Genomic DNA, 19,168 nt, shown 5'->3' with positions numbered 1-19,168 from the left:
CTATAACGTGAGGTTGATTTCCGTTCCGGCTGGGGGCGTCCGATGAGCCGCTGATCCCCAAGGAGTCGCCCAACCTCCACTCCAATCAACTTATATACATGACATATGCTTTAAATAAATGCCATCCTCAACTTTCAGCGACCATATTTAAACTATATTTCAACACCGTATTGAAGGCGAATTTCACCACTATAAATCCTAGTCAACACGCTTATTTTCAATCTTTCTTCATTGTTATAAATTCAGTTGAAGCTGTAAATTCCATGACTTTTGTAAAGCCAAATTTTTCATACAGGTGAATTGCCCTTGTATTAAATGTAGCTACTGTTAAACGAAGGGGACTATGATTTTCTTGTTGTAGCTGATTTAAAATAAATGAAAAAAATTCTGAACCATAACCTTTTCCTGTTAGCTCAGGCTTCATCCCTATCCCCACATCAATGTACTCGTCTAAATACGCACTATAATCACGTCCTATAGGTACTTGTGCTGATGTTCCTGTACAGAAAAAACCAACTAGCTCTTCTTTATCATTGACAATTGAATAATACGGACTTTCAAGAATTTCTTTTAGAGCTTCATCGCATAGATCATTGTTATAAAAATCATATGGTTCCTCATATTTCCAACTTAAAATATCAGTCGCAAAAATTTCATTCATTTCCCGAATATATAAATGCATTTGAAACACCTCTAATAGTTTTTAATCAATATCGTAGTGAGACAGCATGTCAAGCTTCCCGTTCCATTTCTCATTAAAAATGAATGCGTAGCTTCCTCAACCGTTCCAAGACGTAAAATCATATGTTTATTGAATTTTGCACCTTTATAACAAAACTGTCTAAAAAGTATTAACTATACCTTTTAGACAGCTGATGTAATTCTTTATTATACTTGACTATTTTGATACTGTTTCTTCTGCTACAAGTTCTTGAATTCGCTTTAAAGCACCTGGCTCCATTTCTTCAACTGCCGTTCCAGCCTCTTCTAATGCCTTGGAATAGCGGAATTGATTAAAGGATTTTTCTGCTTCTCTTAAACAAGTATGCAATTTTGGATTTGTGGCACGATGACGATTACCATACTGAATAATACGTTCAATCAGCATTACATTTTCAATCAATTCATGCGCCTTCGCTTTTACATCCTCTACACAAAGTGTTGCAGCATTTAAATTGTTATGAACTGTTCCCATATTGAGTGGTACCTCTTGAAGGCTTTGCACAACTACATAAATATGCTCTGCTGCCTCATCTAGACGAGCGTCCATCTCTTCAGGAATACCTGGAATATTCGCCTTATTCAATAGACGATCTGTTTCTTGTAATGTTTTCTTTAAGTTTTCTACTTGTGCACGGGCCTTGTTTTCATCAATTCGGAGCTTCTTCATCGTATTTGATAAGTGACCTTGCTCCTCATGAATACGTTCAAGTTCCTCGTTAATTTCAATCAATTCTTCCTGCAAACTTGAGTATGCAGATTTTTCCTCCCTAACACGCATCGCTAATAAATCATAGCGACGTTGTAAAGCCTCTAATTGCTTTAATCCAGCTTTTGGAATTTCTGCATCTTTTTCATTTAAACGATAGCTTTGCTGCACAAAAGTTGCTTCATCACTTACTAATCTTGTTGAACTTATAACATTAGTAATTGAGCTTAATAAACGATCACAATTTTGGTCAACATAATTTTTAGCAATAACTTCTTTTTCAAGTAGATCGTAAAAGTGATCAATCTCTTCATTTATTTCAGCTACACGTGGTTTAACAACGGTTAAATTAAGCTCTGCTAATTCATTTTTTAATGTTGCAAATTCTTCATCAAATTTATCGAGCCCCTTAGTTAGCTCTAAATGCTGTAAATAGTAGGATTGCTCCTCCATTTCACGCTGTCCACTACGTAATTCTTGTACCGCTCCTGGTAGCTTTACTTGTAATTCAGTCAAAATTGTTGGGACATCATTAATATATTCAAATGTCTGTTGTGATTCTTGGTTCAATCCAATAACAATTTCTCGAGCCTGCAAATAATTCCCTTCGCTAGTAAGTACATCGAATTCCTCAAACTTTTGAACAAACATCTCCAGCTTTTTCTCCAGAGCCGGTAATGCTACACCAAATGAATGTTGGTGAGCTAACAATGTTTTACGTGCAGAGCGATAGTATTCTTTTAATTGTTCAATTTCAATACGATTTTTTTCTTCGCTGCCAATTAATTCATTTAGTTCTTCTAAAATTTTATCTTTATCTTGTTCACATTTTTGAATGTAATCTTCTATCTCACGTTCAATTAACGTTGCTTTCTTAAAACGAAGTCTATTGATTTGATCCTCTGCATCAAATAAAAGTGAATCAATTTTTGTCATATGTACATCGATGACTTCATCCCAGCTATTACGCCATCGTTCAAACATCTCTTCCGTTTCACCGTTCATGTTCAAAGATTTAACTTTTGAAATTTCCTCATTTATGGGATTGTTTTGTATTTGTGATTTTTCATTTTCAAGTTTAGTAATGATTGTTGTATGTTTTCGTCGCATCATAAATCCTACTATTGCTAAAATTAATAGTAGGATAACCGGAATGATGATATACTCCATCGTAAGCCTCCTATTCTACAATAAACGAATTGGCTAGTTGTATTTATTATATACTATGTTATCGCCTTTTGTACTAAAATTTGAGTGTTTTTTATGTATTTACGCCTTTCAAGAATAACACCTACTTAAATTTCGAACAATTTGCGCAAATAAAAGTGTTTGATCCAAAAGCTAAAGGAGTGGTAATTTTATGAAATGTGACGGCCATGTTCATAGTCCTTATTGTCCACATGGTACTTCTGATTCATTTAAGCAATACATTGAAAAAGCAATTTCTCACAACTTTACTGATATCACTTTTACAGAACATGCACCATTACCATTGAATTTTACTGACCCTACACCTCAGCAAGATAGTGGTATGAATCCAGAATTTTTAATGCCTTATTTTGAAGATTTACAACGCCTTCAAGAGGAGTACGCACAAGACATTCGCATTCATATCGGTCTTGAGGTTGACTATATTCAAGGCTTTGAACAAGAAACTCGTCAATTTCTTGATACATATGGACACTTTTTAGATGACTCTATTTTATCAGTCCATTTTTTACAATGGCAAAATATCTTTGAATGCATAGACTTTTCTCCAGAAAGCTTTATGGCTTTTTCAAAAAAAGTGGGCTCTATTGAACAAGTGTATAATTTATATTATGATACCGTCCTACAATCCATTAAAGCAGATTTAGGGCAATACAAGCCTAAGCGCATTGGACATCCTTCACTTATTCACAAATTTCAATTAGCACATAAGATGAAAATTGATGACTCTACGTGGATTCGAGAAGTTTTAGATTTAATGAAGGAAGAAGGCTATGAGCTAGATTTAAATAGTGCTGGTTTAAGTAAAACATATTGTCAGGAACCTTATCCACCTTTTACCTTTATCGATTATAGTAAATCGATTGGGCTACCAATGGTTTTTGGTTCAGATGCTCATAGTGTTGCTGATTTACATCAACACTATAATGTTATATTTCCAAAATAAATAACTTTCAAACGAGGTGCTATTATGTTTACACAAATTAATTATGAAGGGCCCATTGCCGAGCAATATAATATATTAGCAAGACAGTTAGATGCCTTACTTACGGGAGAAAGCGATCGCATTGCTAATTTAAGCAACGCCTCTGCTTTACTAAATCAATTCCTACCAAACATTAACTGGGTTGGTTTTTATGTCTTACAGGGGGATGAACTTGTATTAGGGCCATTCCAAGGCTTACCTGCCTGCGTCAGAATACCAATTGGACGCGGAGTTTGTGGAACAGCTGTAGGCAAAGCAGAAACAATAGTAGTAAAAGACGTACATGACTTCCCAGGACATATTGCCTGTGATGCCGCATCCCAATCCGAAATTGTTATTCCCTTAATAAATGAAGGACAGGTCATCGGTGTTCTTGATATCGACAGTCCAATCGTAAACCGCTTTTCAAAAGAAGATCAAGAGGGGTTAGAGATATTCGTTAATACCTTACTTCTCCATTTATAAAAAATACCCTGAAATGATGTATTGTCATTTCGGGGCATTTCAGCGCATAAGGCTGACGTTTTATTTTCATAAATTGTTTTGATAAGATCGATCATGAACACAAAATCGATTTTTGCCACTGTTTTTCGCTTCATATAGCGCTGTATCTGCATGGAGGAAAACAGACTGAAACGCTGGATGGTACTGTTCGTCCCATGTTATGAGACCTGCTGAAATAGTCACCTGAGGATCTGTTGTATTTGGAATTTTTGCAACGATTGTAGCTGCTAATTCGATTGCTTCTTTCTCATTAATATTTGGGATATACACAGACATTTCTTCTCCACCCCAGCGTGCACAGATGCCACGAGCTCCAATCGTTTCTTTTAACTGTACCGCAATTTGCATAAGAATCTTATCACCAATTTGGTGACCAAACGTATCATTAATACGTTTGAAATTATCAATATCAATAAGTAAAAACATCCCTGATTGATCATTTTTAAGAGATTTTTCTACATACTGATCTAAATAACTTCTTGCATATAGTTTTGTTAAATGGTCCAAATCTACCATTTCTTGAAGTTGATTACGTAGTATAGAGTTTGCAATTGCTAAAGAAGAGTGATGGATTAATGATTGCATTAATTTAAAGCTATCAAATGAAAAGAAATATGGCTCCTTGTGTAACACAATACTAAAGCCATTAATTTTTTCTTCCATTAAAATCGGGATTGCCATAATTGAATGATATTCAATTTGATTAGGGGTTAATCGACTGAAATCGGCAATAAATAGTGGATCGTTGGTATGTTCAAAATGATGTTCAACATGTTTTATATATGTTTGACCCTTCTCTGCATTGAATAAGGCTGTACTAGCATCCGTCACTTTAAAGGTATCATTATGTTTAAAAGCGAAACAAACTTCCTTTGGTTGAAAAGATTTCATTAACTGTTTTTGAAGGAAAAGTAACATTTCATTTATGTCAATCCTCATATTTAAACGATGCGATGTTTCATTGATGAGTTGTAAATCACTTACAAGGCGATGTGATTGATGATATAATTTCGCATTTTCTAGCGCATTTCCAGATGTTTGTGCTAGCATTCGTACAAAATCTTTTTCAGTCGTTGAAAAAAGATATGTTGTAGGTGCACTTACTTGTAAAATACCATAAATAGCTTGTCTTCCTTTTATAGGGGCGTTTAATAATCGACAATTCAAATCGCTTGCTAGCTCCGTCGTCAGCTCTCCTGAGACAAAAGCCTCAATTGTCGCAGGTCTTTCAGATAAGTAATCAAATAGCTTAATATCGATCGTCGTATGGCGGTCTTGATCATTCGATAGTATAAGCTCCACATTAAACTCTGGAAAATTATCCTTAATATTTTTCAAGACATTTTCTAAAATTAAATCAATATCCATAGTGGAATGAAATAAATCTGTCATATTGTACAATTTTCTATATTGATCTTCATTCACTTTTACTTGAAGATTTTCTCTAATTATCTGAAAGAACTTCGTGAGCGTTGCAACAAACTCTTCCCCATAATCCGAAGCCATAAAGTCTGTCCAGGCATCGGTTGCCTCAACGAGTAGCACACCAATTGGAGTTTTGCCATCTGTTTGGAAAAGCACCATATCGGTCATCATCTTATATGCTTCTTTTTCTTTTAATATATAAGGGACTTTTACTAACTTCTGTTGATAAAAGCTAGCTTCAATCATTAACCATGACACAGCATTTAGTTTTGTTTCAATTGTTAAAGTAGCCATTTCTTCAACAGGTATTAAAGAATTACCTTCGAAACCAAGAAATGCCGTTTTTACAATTCCAAAGCGCTTCTTTAGACACTGTTCCAATAAGCAAAAATACTCATTAAAACCGGCTTGTTCCTTAGAACTCACCCAAATGCTCAAAACATCTGATTTTATATATTTTAGCGTTTGTAAATGGTCTGTCATGAAATCACCTTTTCTATATAACGTCCAAATCAATACTATTAACTTATAGTATAGTATACATAATTTGTGTCATTTTGACTATGTTATTCTATTTTACTTTTACATTTTACATTTCACACTGTACCATTAACTACTCTTGTGTATCGAAATATGTACAAAGAGGAAATTTATACTATTACCCTTTTTCGAAAATAGTTAGTCTAATAATTGACGTCTATGTATTAAGCCGTTACAATGGAGTTTGTGTAAAATAAACGCAGCAGTGGTATGAGCTTATTACTGTATTTTATTCCTCTATTCTATTTAGTATAACTAAACAGATTCTAAACAAATAGATGGTGTATTGCGTAACCTAACGGCTGCATAGGCGAAAATACATGAAAATAAAATGCGTATAAGAATGGGTACTACTGGTTTTTGTTTTACAACAAAAAAACCAAATTTAAAGGAGGAGACAACACTATGTCTCGTTATACAGGTCCATCTTGGAAATTATCACGTCGTCTTGGTATCTCACTAAGCGGTACAGGTAAAGAAATCGAAAAACGCCCTTACGCACCAGGTCAACACGGTCCAAACCAACGTAAAAAATTATCAGAATACGGTTTACAACTTCAAGAAAAACAAAAACTTCGTCACATGTACGGCATGAACGAACGTCAATTCCGTACTCTATTTGACCGCGCTGGTAAAATGAAAGGTGTACACGGTGAAAACTTCATGATCCTTCTTGAAACTCGCCTTGACAACCTAGTTTACCGTTTAGGTTTATCTCGTACTCGTCGTGGATCTCGTCAATTAGTAAACCACGGCCACATCTTAGTAGATGGCAAACGCGTTGATATTCCTTCATACAGCGTAAAACCAGGTCAAACGATTTCTCTTCGTGAAAAATCTCAAAACCTTGCTGTAGTAGCAGAAGCAATCGAAGTAAACAACTTCGTACCTGACTACTTAACATTTGATGCTGACAAAAAAGAAGGTACATTCACTCGTCTTCCAGAGCGTTCTGAATTATCAGCTGAAATCAACGAAGCATTCATCGTAGAGTATTACTCACGTTAATTAAATTACTCTGCAAAGAGTAGTTTAGAAAACCCTAGAAAGCCTTTTATATCAAGGCTCTCTAGGGTTTTTGCTTTTAATAATGTATTATATATTGTTATTTCCGAGCTAAATATTAACGCATTTGTGGGTATGAATGACTAAACACCTAATTGGGTACTGCTTCCATCTTTTTTGTTGGTCCATTATAAGAAAAGTTTACTTACAAAAAAAAAGCACCGTTTGACACAGTGCATTTCTAGGTACATTAGATAACCCTTCACAGATAATTGTGGAAGGTAACTTTATTTTCAAAATAACTACAGTTAGCACAAAGATAATCTTTATTTATAAATATAGCACTGTTCATATTTGACCAAGGAATATGTTCAGAACATCTTTCGCATTTATCTACATACTTATCACGTAAAGTACCATTCTCTAAAAAAACATACCATTGTTTATCCGATAAACTTTCAGGTCCATTTTTTATGACAAGCAACGATATTTCTAACGCTTCACCATCGTCAAATCTATTTTCGCTAATTAGTTCTTTCAAATATGAAATAAATTTAGATGATTCTCTTATTATTCTTTGTTTAAGTTGGTCTCTTTCCATAAAACCTCTCCTTTTTCCATCTACTTCAATTCGACAAATGAGGAGGATCCCCTTCCAATTTTAAACAATCCCCTCTCCCAATATCCCACTGTTATCTCCCTTTCATCGTTAGTCTAATAATACTCAAATTAAATCTATTTGGAAATTTTTCTCTGTTTTACCATTACAACAACTCTAAGCGAAAACGTAGTTCTAACGTAACGGCAGCAACAACGCCAAAAAGTTCAAATTTTCACGATAACAGTAGTTGATTTTGATACAATTTCCCTCTCCAGCTTTTTTCGTTTAGTTCGAAATAAAAGCCCTACCATTAGGTAAAGAATTGTAGTAATAATGCCTGCCGTTGGGGAAACAAGGAATTCTTTCCCTTGAACAATTTTAATATAGCCATCAAGAATAAGCGGATTTACAAGCGCATCTTCTGTCATATGCATAAGGACAAGTGGCCATATACTTTTCGTCATTAAATAAATTTCTGTATACATTACTGTCCAGCAAATCATCGTCACAATACCTATTAACGCAAATAGCCATCTATCTACAGGAAGTACACTGAAGATATCACTTTCTGATAGGAACACCAAAAAGTACGGAATATGCCATGCTCCCCAAACACTACCAACAGTACAATATAACCGAAAATCATTTACTTTTAACGTTAAAAGTTTACTTGTCAAATACCCTCTCCAAACGGATTCCTCAAAAAAGTTTTTAATAAATTGAATCAGTAAACCACCAACGAAAACCGAAACAAGCGCATCTAAATTAAAATCCGAAAAATCCATCCAGCCAAATAGATCACTTACTAACAAAACTATAGAAGTGACGCCAGGAAAGATTAGGAGCGAGACAATATACCATTTTATGTTACCTTTCAAATTAGGTAATAAGCCAATATCTCGCCAACCATCTCCCGCAAAGGCACGTAACAGTATAGTTGTCAGCAGTGGAAACACTAGCCAAATGCCCATTCCAAGCGTGTCACCTCTAGGCTGTTCAGGGACGAAGCGATCTACAAAAACACCAAGCCAACCACATAGCAAAACAACAACTATAAAAATTATTAAGTTGCGTTTTGTTTTCATTTTTCAATCCACCTCCCTGTTTTCAAGGATTGAAATAACCCACATCGTATCGGGACAAGGAGTTTCGGGATGCAGTGCAATGTATTGAGCGATTCCTTGAATAGAACACCAAAATGCTACTGCAAGGGCTTCAGCATTACCCTGTTTAATTTCACCTAGCATTTGCCCTTTCTCTATTAATGGAACACTCTTTCTTATTACTTTATCTGCTTCCATAAGCATTTCTTTTAAATCTTCCGACAAGGAATCAAGATGTTGTGCATTCTCCATTAGGACAAACATTTTTGCTGCAGATGGGTTTGTACGAATCATGTCAAACAACTCCTCAGCAGCAGCTGTAAAAATAGCTAATGGGGATTCGTTAGTAAAACTAAAATCCATCTGAAGTCTTTCACACCCTATGCGAATTAGCTCTTCATAAAGCTTTTCCTTAGAGTCAAAATAATGAAAAAGCAACCCCATGCTCATATTAGCAGCTTTAGCAATATCAGCAACTTTCGTTTCACCATACCCTTTCCGAATAAACAAATCTAATGCAGATTGTAAAATCAAGGCCCTTCGTTGTTCTTTTTGTTCATGTCTAATTGACATCTCCCCCACCCCTTTATTGAATATATTTTCATTGTAATAATATTCAATAAAATTGCAAATATTCCTGAAAAGTGCCCAGAAAATAAAAACTTTAATAAGTTTTCATTTCAGTTTGTAAATATTAATTAATATATATCAATGAAAAAGGAATCCTTTTATCTTTACGAAAATCTAAATAAGAAATATTAAAAATTCAAAGGAGGAAATATTGGGGGTTTCTGAACTTACTGTGCGTGTTTTAGTTTATAGTGGCATTATGATTTTTTTCTTAGTTTCCTTTAAAAAGCATCAAAGCAAGGAATTAAGCGTCCAATTACTTTTAAAGAAAATCTGTTACATCACTTTTCATAAAAAAGCTTTACTGGCTCTTCTTGTAACCAACTTTTTATTAGTAGCAATTTGGTTCGGTTATAAGCAGGAGGTATATCATTTTAATGCTCATAGCGGTTATCCTCCTATCAGTTCAGATTCAACGGCAATTTTCTATATGTGCACTTTACTCGGATATACGGACATTCTTTATGTAACTCTCGCATTATAGATTTCCTTAAACAATTTAAAAAGGAGGGTCAAATAATTTTAAATATTCCTATAAATTATGACGATTTTATGTACTTCAAAATAGTAATTACACAATAAAAAAACTTAACCACTACTATTATAGTAATAACAAAATATCAGTTATTTACTATTCAACACTTCTTTAAAATAGAACATATTTCAAAAAAATATATTTTATTTTCATAGGAAAACGATTTTTAAACCTTTTTAAAATCAGCGCTTCTAGACAATTCAACCTTCTGCTAACCAAAAAATAAGGCTAACTTTTTTGTAAAATAATAAGACAATTAGAATTAACAATTTTAATAAAAATACGAGTTGAACTTTTACAAAGAATAGAATACTATGAATTTCGAAAGGTGGTTCGCCATCATTCAAGCAATAACAATTTTTTTAAAGGGGTTGGAAATATGTCAGACGTTCTAAAGCAATTTGTTATGCCGAAAACAAACTTATTTGGACCTGGAGCAATTCAAGAAGTTGGTAAACGCTTAAATGATTTAGAAGTGAAAAAGACATTAATCGTAACAGATGAGGGCTTACACAAACTAGGTCTCTCTGAACAAATTGCTAACATCATTATAGCTGCTGGAATTGATGTAGCAATTTTCCCGAAAGCAGAACCAAATCCAACAGATCAAAACATTGAAGATGGGATTACAGTGTATCATGCTGAAAACTGTGACTCGATCGTTTCTCTTGGAGGAGGTAGCGCACACGATGCAGCGAAAGGTATCGGACTTATTGCTTCGAATGGTGGACGCATTCATGATTACGAGGGCGTTGACAAATCACAAAACCCATTAGTGCCATTAATCGCTATTAACACAACTGCTGGTACAGCAAGTGAAATGACTCGCTTCACGATTATCACGGATACAGCTCGTAAAGTGAAGATGGCTATTGTGGACAAACATGTTACTCCACTACTATCAATTAATGACCCAGAGCTAATGATTGGCTTACCTCCTGCTCTAACAGCGGCAACTGGTTTAGATGCATTAACACATGCGATCGAATCATTTGTATCGACAAACGCAACACCAATTACTGACGCTTGCGCTGAAAAGGTACTTCAGTTAGTTCCTGAATATTTACCACGTGCCTATGCAAACGGTGCTGATTTAGAAGCACGTGAGCAAATGGTTTACGCACAATTTTTAGCAGGCATGGCGTTTAATAACGCTTCACTTGGCTACGTACATGCAATTGCTCATCAATTAGGTGGCTTCTATAATCTACCACATGGTGTTTGTAATGCTATTTTATTGCCTCATGTTTGTCGCTTTAACTTAACAGCACGTACTGAGCGTTTTGCAAAAATTGCTGAATTGTTAGGTGAAAACGTTGAAGGATTAAGTAAACGTGATGCTGCGGAGAAGGCAATTGTAGCAATTGAAAATCTTTCTAGCGACTTGAACATTCCAAGTGGCTTCCGCGAACTAGGTGCAAAGGATGAGGATATTGAAATCTTAGCGAAAAATGCAATGTTAGATGTATGTGCTGCAACAAACCCACGTAAAGCAATTTTAGAAGACATTAAACAAATTATTACAAATGCGATGGGCCCTGTAGCGAAAGAAGAAGAATCACTCGAAGCTATCGCACTTTCTTAATAAGTAATCAGAAGGCATGTCTCTTGGCATGCTTTTTTTATTGAGAAAAACATTCTGTCATTGTATGTGATTCCAACACTAGCTATACTTTTCTTAAAAAGAATTGGAGATAAGAAGATGCGTTTAATATCAATTTGTCCTAGTAATACCGAGCTTGTTGCTTATTTAGGTCTGACTGATCAGCTTGTTGGAGTCGATGATTTTTCGGATTGGCCATTAGCAGTAAAAAACTTACCTCAGCTTGGCCCAGATTTATCAATTGATATGGCTGCATTAGAGGCGTTGCAGCCTGATCTTGTACTCGCATCCTTAAGTGTCCCTGGCATGGAAAAAAATATTGAAGCATTACAAGCTAGAAATATTCCCCATATTGTTTTTAATGCTAATTCATTAGAGGAAATCGCACAGGATCTCCGTACTTTAGGTAAAGCCTGCGGAGTTGAAGGACGTGCAAAAGAAATTTCTGAGGAATATTTACAATGTATCGATTGTCTTCGCACAGTTGCTCAAACGATTCCTAAAAAACCAACTCTCTATTGGGAGTGGTGGCCAAACCCTATCTTTACACCAGGTAACATAAATTGGCTAACTGAAATAAGTGCCATTGCTGGTGGGCAAAATCTGTTTCAAGATGTAGAACTAGCAAGCGTGCAAACTGATTGGGCTGATGTTGTAAGGCGCGACCCAGACTATATTATGATGGCTTGGGTAGGGGTTGCATTTGAGCGTATTCAACCGGCTAATTTATTAAAGCGTGCACAAGCGCAGGAGCTTCAAGCCATTAAAATGAAACAGCTTCACGTAATGGAGGAATGGCTTTATTGTCGCCCATCACCACGCCTCATAGAGGGTGCATTAAAGCTTGCAAATATGCTTCACCCCAAAGAATATGAGCACATAAAGCTTCCTAGTTTTTTAGATAGCTAAAAGAAATAATCAAGGAGGTCTTTGTTAATATTGTTACACTTTAAATGAGAGTGATTTCCGTTCCAGGCTACCCGCTTTGTCGCTGACGCTTCGCTTTCGCGCAGAGCAAAGCTTCCTGTGGGCGAGCGTCGAGCCGCTTCCTCCGCTATTGTTTCCGCTGACACTTCGTTTCGCAGGAAATAGTTGTTGCTGTCACTTCGCATTTGCACAAAACACATCTTGTTGCTGATGACGCTTTCGCACAAACATTGCTGAAGTTTTAGTTTTATCACTTATAAATTAGAGGAACATGCCAGAAGGTATATTCTATGTGAAGTAGGTGGTTGGAGTGGAGGCTGGGCGACTCCTTGAGGATCAGCGATAGAGGAACGAAGGCTAAAAGCATCACGTCCTGTGATAACGCCTTCGTGACCAACATCGTGTTGGCCCGAGACCCTGCAGCGAAGCGGCTCATCGGACGCCCCCAGGAAAGCGCCCAGCCGGAACGGAAATCACCCCCTCGTTTTGCAGAAGAGCCACATAAAGAAACATCCCTTCAAATTTCGAAGGGATGTTTTTGAGTCTGGATTATACGAATTTCACCATATGGTATTTTTTCTTACCGCGACGAACAATGCTGAATGCATCTTCTAAACGATCTTTGCCGTCGATTACATATTCTAATTCAGTGACTTTTTCACCATTCACGCTAATCGCACCATTTGTTACGTCTTCACGAGCTTGACGTTTTGAAGGTGAAATACCCGCTTCCACTAATAATTCCACAATGTTTTTATCTTCTTTCGCCAATTCAATAGAAGGAACATCTTTAAACGCATCCTTCATTTCATCAGCAGAAAGTGCTTTTAAGTCTCCAGAAAATAAAGCAGCTGTAATGCGGATTGCTTGGTCTAATGCTTCTTGACCATGAATTAAGCGAGTCATTTCTTCAGCTAGTGCTTTTTGCGCCTTACGTAAATGTGGTTCCTCTTCTACAGATACTGCTAAAGCTTCAATTTCTTCACGAGAAAGGAATGTGAAGATTTTTAAGTATTTTACAACGTCAGCATCTGCAGCATTAATCCAGAATTGGTAGAACTCGTATGGAGATGTTTTCTTACTATCTAACCATACAGCACCACCTGCTGTTTTACCAAATTTCGTACCGTCTGCTTTCGTTACTAAAGGAATTGTTATACCAAAAGCTTTCGTTTCTTCCTCATGTGTTTTACGAATAACTTCTAAACCTGTTGTAATATTCCCCCACTGGTCAGAGCCACCTACTTGAATACGACAGTTGTAATGGTTGTATAAATGATTGTAATCAATACCTTGAATTAAAGTATACGCAAACTCAGTAAATGAAATCCCTGTATCAAGGCGTGATGCAATCGTATCCTTTGCTAACATGTAATTCACGTTAATTAATTTCCCATAATCACGTAAAAATTCAATCGTATTTATATTGCCAATCCAGTCACGGTTATTCACTAATTGAGCACCATTACCATCTTCTGCAAAGTCAAAAATACGCTCTAATTGACTACGGATACCTTGAACATTTTTATCAATTTGCTCAACAGTTTGTAATTGGCGTTCTTCCGAGCGACCAGATGGATCGCCAATCATACCAGTCGCACCACCAACTAACAAAATTGGACGGTGGCCTGCTTTTTGGAATCGACGTAGCGTTAAAAGAGGCACAATATGCCCAATATGCATAGAATCCGCAGTTGGATCAACACCACAGTATAAAGATACAGATTGTTCATCTAATAATTTTTTCATACCTTCAGCATCAGTTTGTTGGTATAACAATCCACGCCATTCTAAGTCTTGTAATAATTCGTTCGTCATTATTATTCCTCCTAAGTGTTTAATATGTTGTGTAGGGAGAATTATTTTAGAAACAAAAAAGTCCCTACACGCAAAACATTGCATGCAGGGACGTTAATAACTAACGCGGTACCACCCGGCTTGAAGATGTTATCCATCTTCCTCTTCATTCAACCGCCTTTATCGCAGGCGCGCACGTCTAAGCTCCAAGCACGTAATTCGTCTCTACATTATGACCAGCTTTCACCAACCGCTGGCTCTCTAAACAGGGAATATAGACACTACTGCAAGCTCTTCCTCACTAGAAAACTATAAGCATTATTCTATACGATTCTTTTTCATTGTCAATAACTATGTTCGACCTAAATCAATATGTGCTATAATAAACAAGATTTTAGGAGGTCGATACATTGAAAGATTGGATTGAGAAAATCAATGCAAAGATCGATGAATTAATTCAACAAAAATGGATGAAGAAATTACGTATTTCAGGAAGTGTTACCTGGAACTTATTTTTACTATTTTTAGTCTTTGCATTGGTAGGTACTGTATTTGCCGGGTCAGTTGGCGCTGGCTATTTTGCGTCACTTGTAAAAGAAGAGCCACTACGCTCAAAGCAAGAATTACGAAATGAAATTTTCAACTACGATTCAACAAGTGAGATTTATTTTGCCAATGATATTTATATCGGAAAATTACGTACAGATTTAGACCGTCGGGCAACAACATTAAACAATATCGCACCTGATGTTATTAATGCGGTATTAGCGACAGAGGACGAGTATTTCCGTGAACATAACGGAATAGTTCCGAAAGCTGTCATCCGCGGGCTACTTCAAGACGTCACAAACTCTTCCACTCAAACTGGTGGTTCTACACTAACACAACAACTTATAAAAAACCAAGTATTAACAAACGAAGTATCTTACGAGCGAAAAGCAAAAGAACTTTTACTCGCAATGCGTTTAGAGCACTTTATGAAAAAGGAAGAAATTTTAGAGGCCTATTTAAACATAATTCCTTACGGTCGTAACTCTTCCGGTCGAAACATTGCAGGGGTTGAAACAGCTGCTGAAGGTATTTTCAATGTAAAAGCAAAGGATTTAACGCTTCCTCAAGCAGCGTATATAGCTGGTATTCCTCAAGCACCTTTTACTTACACACCTTTTACAAATACAGGTGCACTTAAAAGTAAAGAAGCTCTTCAACAGGGTATTGATCGTATGAAAACTGTACTTTATCGCATGAAAGACGCAGGTTACATTAACGAAGCTCAATATAAAGAAGCACTCGCTTATGATATTACCGCTGACTTCCGTTCACCAGAGATGCGCACAGAGGATCGCTACCCATGGCTAACATATGAGCTTGAAAGTCGCGCGACAGAAATTATTGCTGAAAAACTAGCGGTAGCAGATGGTATTGATCCAGAACGCTTAAAAAATGAAAAAAAATTAAAAGATAAGTATACGATCCTAGCAGATCGTGATGTCCGTTCAAAAGGTTATCGCATCTATTCAACTATAAATAAGGATATGTACGATGCGATGCAAAAAGCAGCGGAAAACTTCAAAAATTACGGTCATACTTACACCGTTAAAGACAAGGATCCTGCAACAGGTGAAGCAGTGGATACTGAAATGCCTGTACAGGTCGGCAGTATTTTAATTGAAAATAATACTGGACGTATTTTAAGCTTTGTCGGTGGTCGTGACTTTGAATTAAAAAATTATAACTATGCAACACAGGCAAAACGCTCAAATGGCTCAACAATGAAGCCATTACTCGTATATGCACCTGCAATAGAATACGGTGTAATCGGTGCAGGTAGCCCATTAGTCGACGTAAAATTCTCTGTTGGCAGTTGGAGTCCGAGCAACTATATTAGTAGTGATGAACGAGGACTTATACCTGCACGTGAAGCTTTAGCTAGTTCACAAAACTTATCTGCTTTACGTCTATATTATGATATTCTTAACAGACGTCCTGCCGATTATTTAGTAAAAATGGGGATCTCAACTTTACAACCTGATGACTTTACAAACCTTGCAGCTGGGATCGGAGGAGTAAAAGATGGTATTACTGTTGAAGAGAACACCAACGCCTATGCAACTTTCGCAAACGGCGGTCAATTCATTGACGCTTATATGATTGATAGAATTGAAGACCAAAATGGAAATATCATATATAAACACGAAGTTAAACCTGAACAAGTGTTTAGTCCTGAAACTTCTTATATCGTTACAGATATGTTACGAGATGTGTTAACACAAGGAACAGGTACAGTTGCAAGAAATTCACTTAAATTCTCTGCTGACTTTGCTGCTAAGACAGGTACTTCGCAAAATTATAAAGACGTTTGGCTAGTTGGCTATAACCCGAATGTTTCTCTTGGTGTATGGATGGGTTATGATAACAATCAATCACTGTATACATTTAATAATACGTATCAACAGCCTAGTGTGCGAATTAACAAGCTATGGGGATCATTAATGAATTCTGTGTATGATGTCGATCCACAATTAATCTCCCCTAAAACTAGATTTAAGCAACCGAAAAACGTTGTTACTGCATCATTCTGTGGTATTTCTGGTCTAGCACCTTCAGCAGCATGTGCTAATGCTGGTCTCGTACGCTCTGATTTGTTTAACGCGAAAGTATTTTTACCTTCGCAGCCTGATGATAGCTTAGCTTCCTCAAAGGTTGTGACGATTAAAGGTAAAACGTATAATGCACTCCCTAACACACCACCAGAATTTGTAAAACAAGGTGGCGCAGGTATTAATCAGGCATTTATTAAACGAATGTTAGGCAGACTTGGCGGTAACCCAGCCAGCCTACTACCAAAAAATTCGACATTATCGAATTCATCGGTATCAGCTGTTGATTTCCCGGCAGATCACAATTCGCCAGCAGCAGTAACCGCTTCAGTTAATGGCAATACATTATCTTGGACAGGCTCTTCAAATGCTGTTGTCGGTTATCGAATATATAAAGTAACAAACGGTGGTAAAACGCTTGTCGGATCAGTGCTTGAGTCATCACAAAGTATGACGGTAGCAAGTGGTCAAGCCTATGTTGTTGTCGCTGTCGATATTACAGGTTTAACTTCATCGCAATCTAATGTCGTTTCTACTGGTGGTAGTGCGAATGACAAACAACCTGAAAAAGACAAGGAAGAAAAAGATCCTCCAACGACCCCACCTACTAACGGTAATGACTCGAACCATAACGGAAACGGTTCGGAAAATGGCAATGGGTCAGATGGTAGTAACGGGAACGGCTCAAACAACGGCAATGGTTCTGGAAATACCGGAAACGGCTCGAATAACGGCAGTGGTTCCGGAAATAACGGAAACGGCTCAAATAACGGCAGTGGTTCCGGAAATAACGGTAATGGCTCAAATAACGGGAATGGTTCCGGAAACACTGGGAATGGCTCTAACGGAGGAGACAACGGAAATACAACTCCACCGACTAATCCACCACCTACCCAATAATAATCTTACACGGCATACTACAATTCAAAAGTAATTGTAGTATGCCTGTTTTTTTGTCATTATAAAGGGGACTACTAATTTGAAGGGGTGGAAATAATTGAACATTTTAGTTTTAGGAGGCACTCGTTTTTTTGGTAAAAAGCTTGTTGAACTCTATATTCAAAACGGTCATAGCGTGACTATTTTAACACGTGGACAAAGTGGGAATCCTTTTGGCACAAAGGTGAAGCAGCTAATAGTTAATCGAGATGATGCCGATTCGTTATCCCATGCACTATCCAATACAGCATGGGATATTGTCTATGATAATATTTGCTATTCTCCTAACGAAGCTCATAAAATATGTGGAATTTTAGAAAGTAAAACGAAAAAGTTCGTTTTTACATCTACTCTATCAACCTACGAAATAGACGGCATTGTCAAAACAGAAGAAGATTTTAATCCATATGATTATGAAGTTCGGATGGGGAACCGTGAAGAATTTTCGTATGGGGAGGGTAAGCGTCAAGCAGAGGCAGTACTTTTCAAAGAAGCCACATTCCCTGTTGTCGCTGTACGTTTCCCGATTGTTATGGGGGAGAACGACTATACACGCCGTTTACATTTTCATGTTGAACGAGTTTTACAGGAACAACCTATTTCATTACCAAATATCGCAGCAAAGATGAGCTTTATTACGGATGACGAAGCAGCTGCATTTTTATACTTTGCTGGCATTACACCAATTGAAGGACCTTATAATGCCACGGCTGCAGGCGCAATTTCGTTAAAAGATTTGCTTGGGCTTATTGAAAAAACGACCGGAAAGTCTGCAAAAATTTCTCTGGTAGGTAACGATGAAATGTCGCAGTCACCATATGGGGTTCGGGCAGATTGGTATATGTCAACTACAAAAGCAGAAGCGGCAGGCTTTACATTTAGTCAACTTCATGATTGGCTCCCTACTCTAGTGAAAACATTAGTAAAAGAGCTACAGTAGGATTTTACTAAACTACCCAAAAATTGCGGATGACATTTTTTTAAACGTATTCTGCTTGGAGTGAAGGCTGGGCGACTCCTTGGGGATCAGCTGAGACTTTGGAGCGAGCACCACGAGTGAAGCGGCTTATCGAACGTCCCCAGGAAGCGTTGCTCTGTGCGAAAGCGCAGTGTAACGTTGCGGCAGCAACAAGTTTTTCTGTGCGAAAGCGCAGTGTAACGCAGCGGCAGCAACAAGTTTTTCTGTGCGAAAGCGTAGTGTAACGCAGCGGCAGCAACAAGTTTTTCTGTGCGAAAGCGCAGTGTAACGCAGCGGCAGCAACAAGTTTTTCTGTGCGAAAGCGTAGTGTAACGCAGCGGCAGCAACAAGTTTTTCTGTGCGAAAGCGTAGTGTAAC

Annotated in this window: 16 protein-coding genes and 1 other annotated feature; of the genes, 8 read left to right on the top strand and 8 right to left on the bottom strand. The window is 37.1% G+C overall.

Annotated features, from left to right (window positions below):
* Positions 1-217 precede the first annotated feature (217 nt).
* Entirely contained in the window at positions 218-682 is a 465-nt protein-coding gene (locus ACIPKN_RS00465; RefSeq protein WP_400932411.1) for a GNAT family N-acetyltransferase, read from the bottom strand.
* Positions 683-898: 216 nt separating this feature from the next.
* A complete protein-coding gene (ezrA, locus tag ACIPKN_RS00460) occupies positions 899-2,599 on the bottom strand; it encodes a septation ring formation regulator EzrA (RefSeq protein ID WP_400932409.1) in 1,701 nt (566 codons plus the stop codon).
* A gap of 190 nt (positions 2,600-2,789) precedes the next feature.
* On the opposite strand from ezrA, the gene hisJ reads away from it, so the two are divergent.
* Both hisJ and ACIPKN_RS00450 read left to right on the top strand, forming a co-directional pair.
* A complete protein-coding gene (hisJ, locus tag ACIPKN_RS00455; protein WP_400932407.1) occupies positions 2,790-3,584 on the top strand; it encodes a histidinol-phosphatase HisJ in 795 nt (264 codons plus the stop codon).
* A 24-nt stretch (positions 3,585-3,608) separates the two neighbouring features.
* Positions 3,609-4,088, top strand: coding sequence for a GAF domain-containing protein (locus tag ACIPKN_RS00450; protein ID WP_400932405.1), 480 nt, complete (start codon positions 3,609-3,611; stop codon positions 4,086-4,088).
* A gap of 66 nt (positions 4,089-4,154) precedes the next feature.
* Here ACIPKN_RS00450 and ACIPKN_RS00445 read toward each other — a convergent pair whose 3' ends face one another.
* A complete protein-coding gene (locus tag ACIPKN_RS00445) occupies positions 4,155-6,035 on the bottom strand; it encodes a sensor domain-containing diguanylate cyclase (protein ID WP_400932403.1) in 1,881 nt (626 codons plus the stop codon).
* 462 nt (positions 6,036-6,497) lie between these two features.
* Between ACIPKN_RS00445 and rpsD the strand changes: the two genes are divergently transcribed.
* The gene (rpsD, locus tag ACIPKN_RS00440) at positions 6,498-7,100 is read left to right on the top strand and encodes a 30S ribosomal protein S4 (RefSeq protein ID WP_142508770.1); all 603 of its coding nucleotides are present in this window, start codon (positions 6,498-6,500) and stop codon (positions 7,098-7,100) included.
* 259 nt (positions 7,101-7,359) lie between these two features.
* On the opposite strand, the gene ACIPKN_RS00435 is transcribed toward rpsD, so the two are convergent.
* The 3 genes from ACIPKN_RS00435 to ACIPKN_RS00425 form a co-directional block, all read right to left on the bottom strand.
* Positions 7,360-7,698, bottom strand: coding sequence for a hypothetical protein (locus tag ACIPKN_RS00435; protein WP_400932400.1), 339 nt, complete (start codon positions 7,696-7,698; stop codon positions 7,360-7,362).
* Between the two features lie 224 nt (positions 7,699-7,922).
* A complete protein-coding gene (locus ACIPKN_RS00430) occupies positions 7,923-8,783 on the bottom strand; it encodes a CPBP family glutamic-type intramembrane protease (RefSeq protein WP_400932398.1) in 861 nt (286 codons plus the stop codon).
* Positions 8,784-8,786: 3 nt separating this feature from the next.
* Positions 8,787-9,374, bottom strand: a complete 588-nt coding sequence (locus ACIPKN_RS00425) for a TetR/AcrR family transcriptional regulator (protein WP_400932396.1) — start codon at positions 9,372-9,374, stop codon at positions 8,787-8,789.
* 208 nt (positions 9,375-9,582) lie between these two features.
* On the opposite strand from ACIPKN_RS00425, the gene ACIPKN_RS00420 reads away from it, so the two are divergent.
* From ACIPKN_RS00420 to ACIPKN_RS00410, 3 genes are all read left to right on the top strand, one after another.
* Complete coding sequence (locus ACIPKN_RS00420; RefSeq protein ID WP_400932394.1) at positions 9,583-9,915, top strand: hypothetical protein; 333 nt, start codon at positions 9,583-9,585, stop codon at positions 9,913-9,915.
* Positions 9,916-10,345: 430 nt separating this feature from the next.
* Positions 10,346-11,551 (top strand): iron-containing alcohol dehydrogenase, encoded by a 1,206-nt coding sequence (locus ACIPKN_RS00415; RefSeq protein WP_132357225.1) that lies wholly within the window; start codon positions 10,346-10,348, stop codon positions 11,549-11,551.
* 117 nt (positions 11,552-11,668) lie between these two features.
* Entirely contained in the window at positions 11,669-12,478 is an 810-nt protein-coding gene (locus tag ACIPKN_RS00410; RefSeq protein ID WP_400932392.1) for a cobalamin-binding protein, read from the top strand.
* 567 nt (positions 12,479-13,045) lie between these two features.
* Here the strand turns inward: ACIPKN_RS00410 and tyrS are convergent.
* Entirely contained in the window at positions 13,046-14,314 is a 1,269-nt protein-coding gene (gene tyrS / locus ACIPKN_RS00405) for a tyrosine--tRNA ligase (protein ID WP_142508764.1), read from the bottom strand.
* Between the two features lie 83 nt (positions 14,315-14,397).
* Positions 14,398-14,601, bottom strand: a binding site (T-box leader).
* A 102-nt stretch (positions 14,602-14,703) separates the two neighbouring features.
* Here tyrS and ACIPKN_RS00400 point away from each other — a divergent pair.
* Positions 14,704-17,793, top strand: a complete 3,090-nt coding sequence (locus ACIPKN_RS00400; RefSeq protein WP_400932389.1) for a transglycosylase domain-containing protein — start codon at positions 14,704-14,706, stop codon at positions 17,791-17,793.
* Positions 17,794-17,890: 97 nt separating this feature from the next.
* On the top strand, positions 17,891-18,772 hold the full coding sequence (locus tag ACIPKN_RS00395; RefSeq protein ID WP_400932387.1) for an NAD-dependent epimerase/dehydratase family protein: 882 nt from the start codon (positions 17,891-17,893) through the stop codon (positions 18,770-18,772).
* A gap of 126 nt (positions 18,773-18,898) precedes the next feature.
* Here the strand turns inward: ACIPKN_RS00395 and ACIPKN_RS00390 are convergent.
* Positions 18,899-19,168 (bottom strand): hypothetical protein (locus ACIPKN_RS00390; protein ID WP_400932385.1); only part of this gene is annotated, 270 nt, incomplete at its 5' end.

This window comes from Lysinibacillus sp. NPDC086135 (assembly GCF_044746345.1).
GTDB lineage: Bacteria > Bacillota > Bacilli > Bacillales_A > Planococcaceae > Lysinibacillus.
Note: the sequence above shows the minus strand (reverse complement) of the source record. Positions and strands in the feature narration are given on the sequence as shown.

Coding starts and splice junctions, on each gene's coding strand:
- hisJ (WP_400932407.1), top strand. CDS start 2,790: ATGAAATGTGACGGCCATGTTCATAGTCCTTATTGTCCACATGGTACT.
- ACIPKN_RS00450 (WP_400932405.1), top strand. CDS start 3,609: ATGTTTACACAAATTAATTATGAAGGGCCCATTGCCGAGCAATATAAT.
- ACIPKN_RS00430 (WP_400932398.1), bottom strand. CDS start 8,783: ATGAAAACAAAACGCAACTTAATAATTTTTATAGTTGTTGTTTTGCTA.
- tyrS (WP_142508764.1), bottom strand. CDS start 14,314: ATGACGAACGAATTATTACAAGACTTAGAATGGCGTGGATTGTTATAC.
- ACIPKN_RS00425 (WP_400932396.1), bottom strand. CDS start 9,374: ATGTCAATTAGACATGAACAAAAAGAACAACGAAGGGCCTTGATTTTA.
- ACIPKN_RS00435 (WP_400932400.1), bottom strand. CDS start 7,698: ATGGAAAGAGACCAACTTAAACAAAGAATAATAAGAGAATCATCTAAA.
- ACIPKN_RS00415 (WP_132357225.1), top strand. CDS start 10,346: ATGTCAGACGTTCTAAAGCAATTTGTTATGCCGAAAACAAACTTATTT.
- ACIPKN_RS00445 (WP_400932403.1), bottom strand. CDS start 6,035: ATGACAGACCATTTACAAACGCTAAAATATATAAAATCAGATGTTTTG.
- rpsD (WP_142508770.1), top strand. CDS start 6,498: ATGTCTCGTTATACAGGTCCATCTTGGAAATTATCACGTCGTCTTGGT.
- ezrA (WP_400932409.1), bottom strand. CDS start 2,599: ATGGAGTATATCATCATTCCGGTTATCCTACTATTAATTTTAGCAATA.
- ACIPKN_RS00410 (WP_400932392.1), top strand. CDS start 11,669: ATGCGTTTAATATCAATTTGTCCTAGTAATACCGAGCTTGTTGCTTAT.
- ACIPKN_RS00465 (WP_400932411.1), bottom strand. CDS start 682: ATGCATTTATATATTCGGGAAATGAATGAAATTTTTGCGACTGATATT.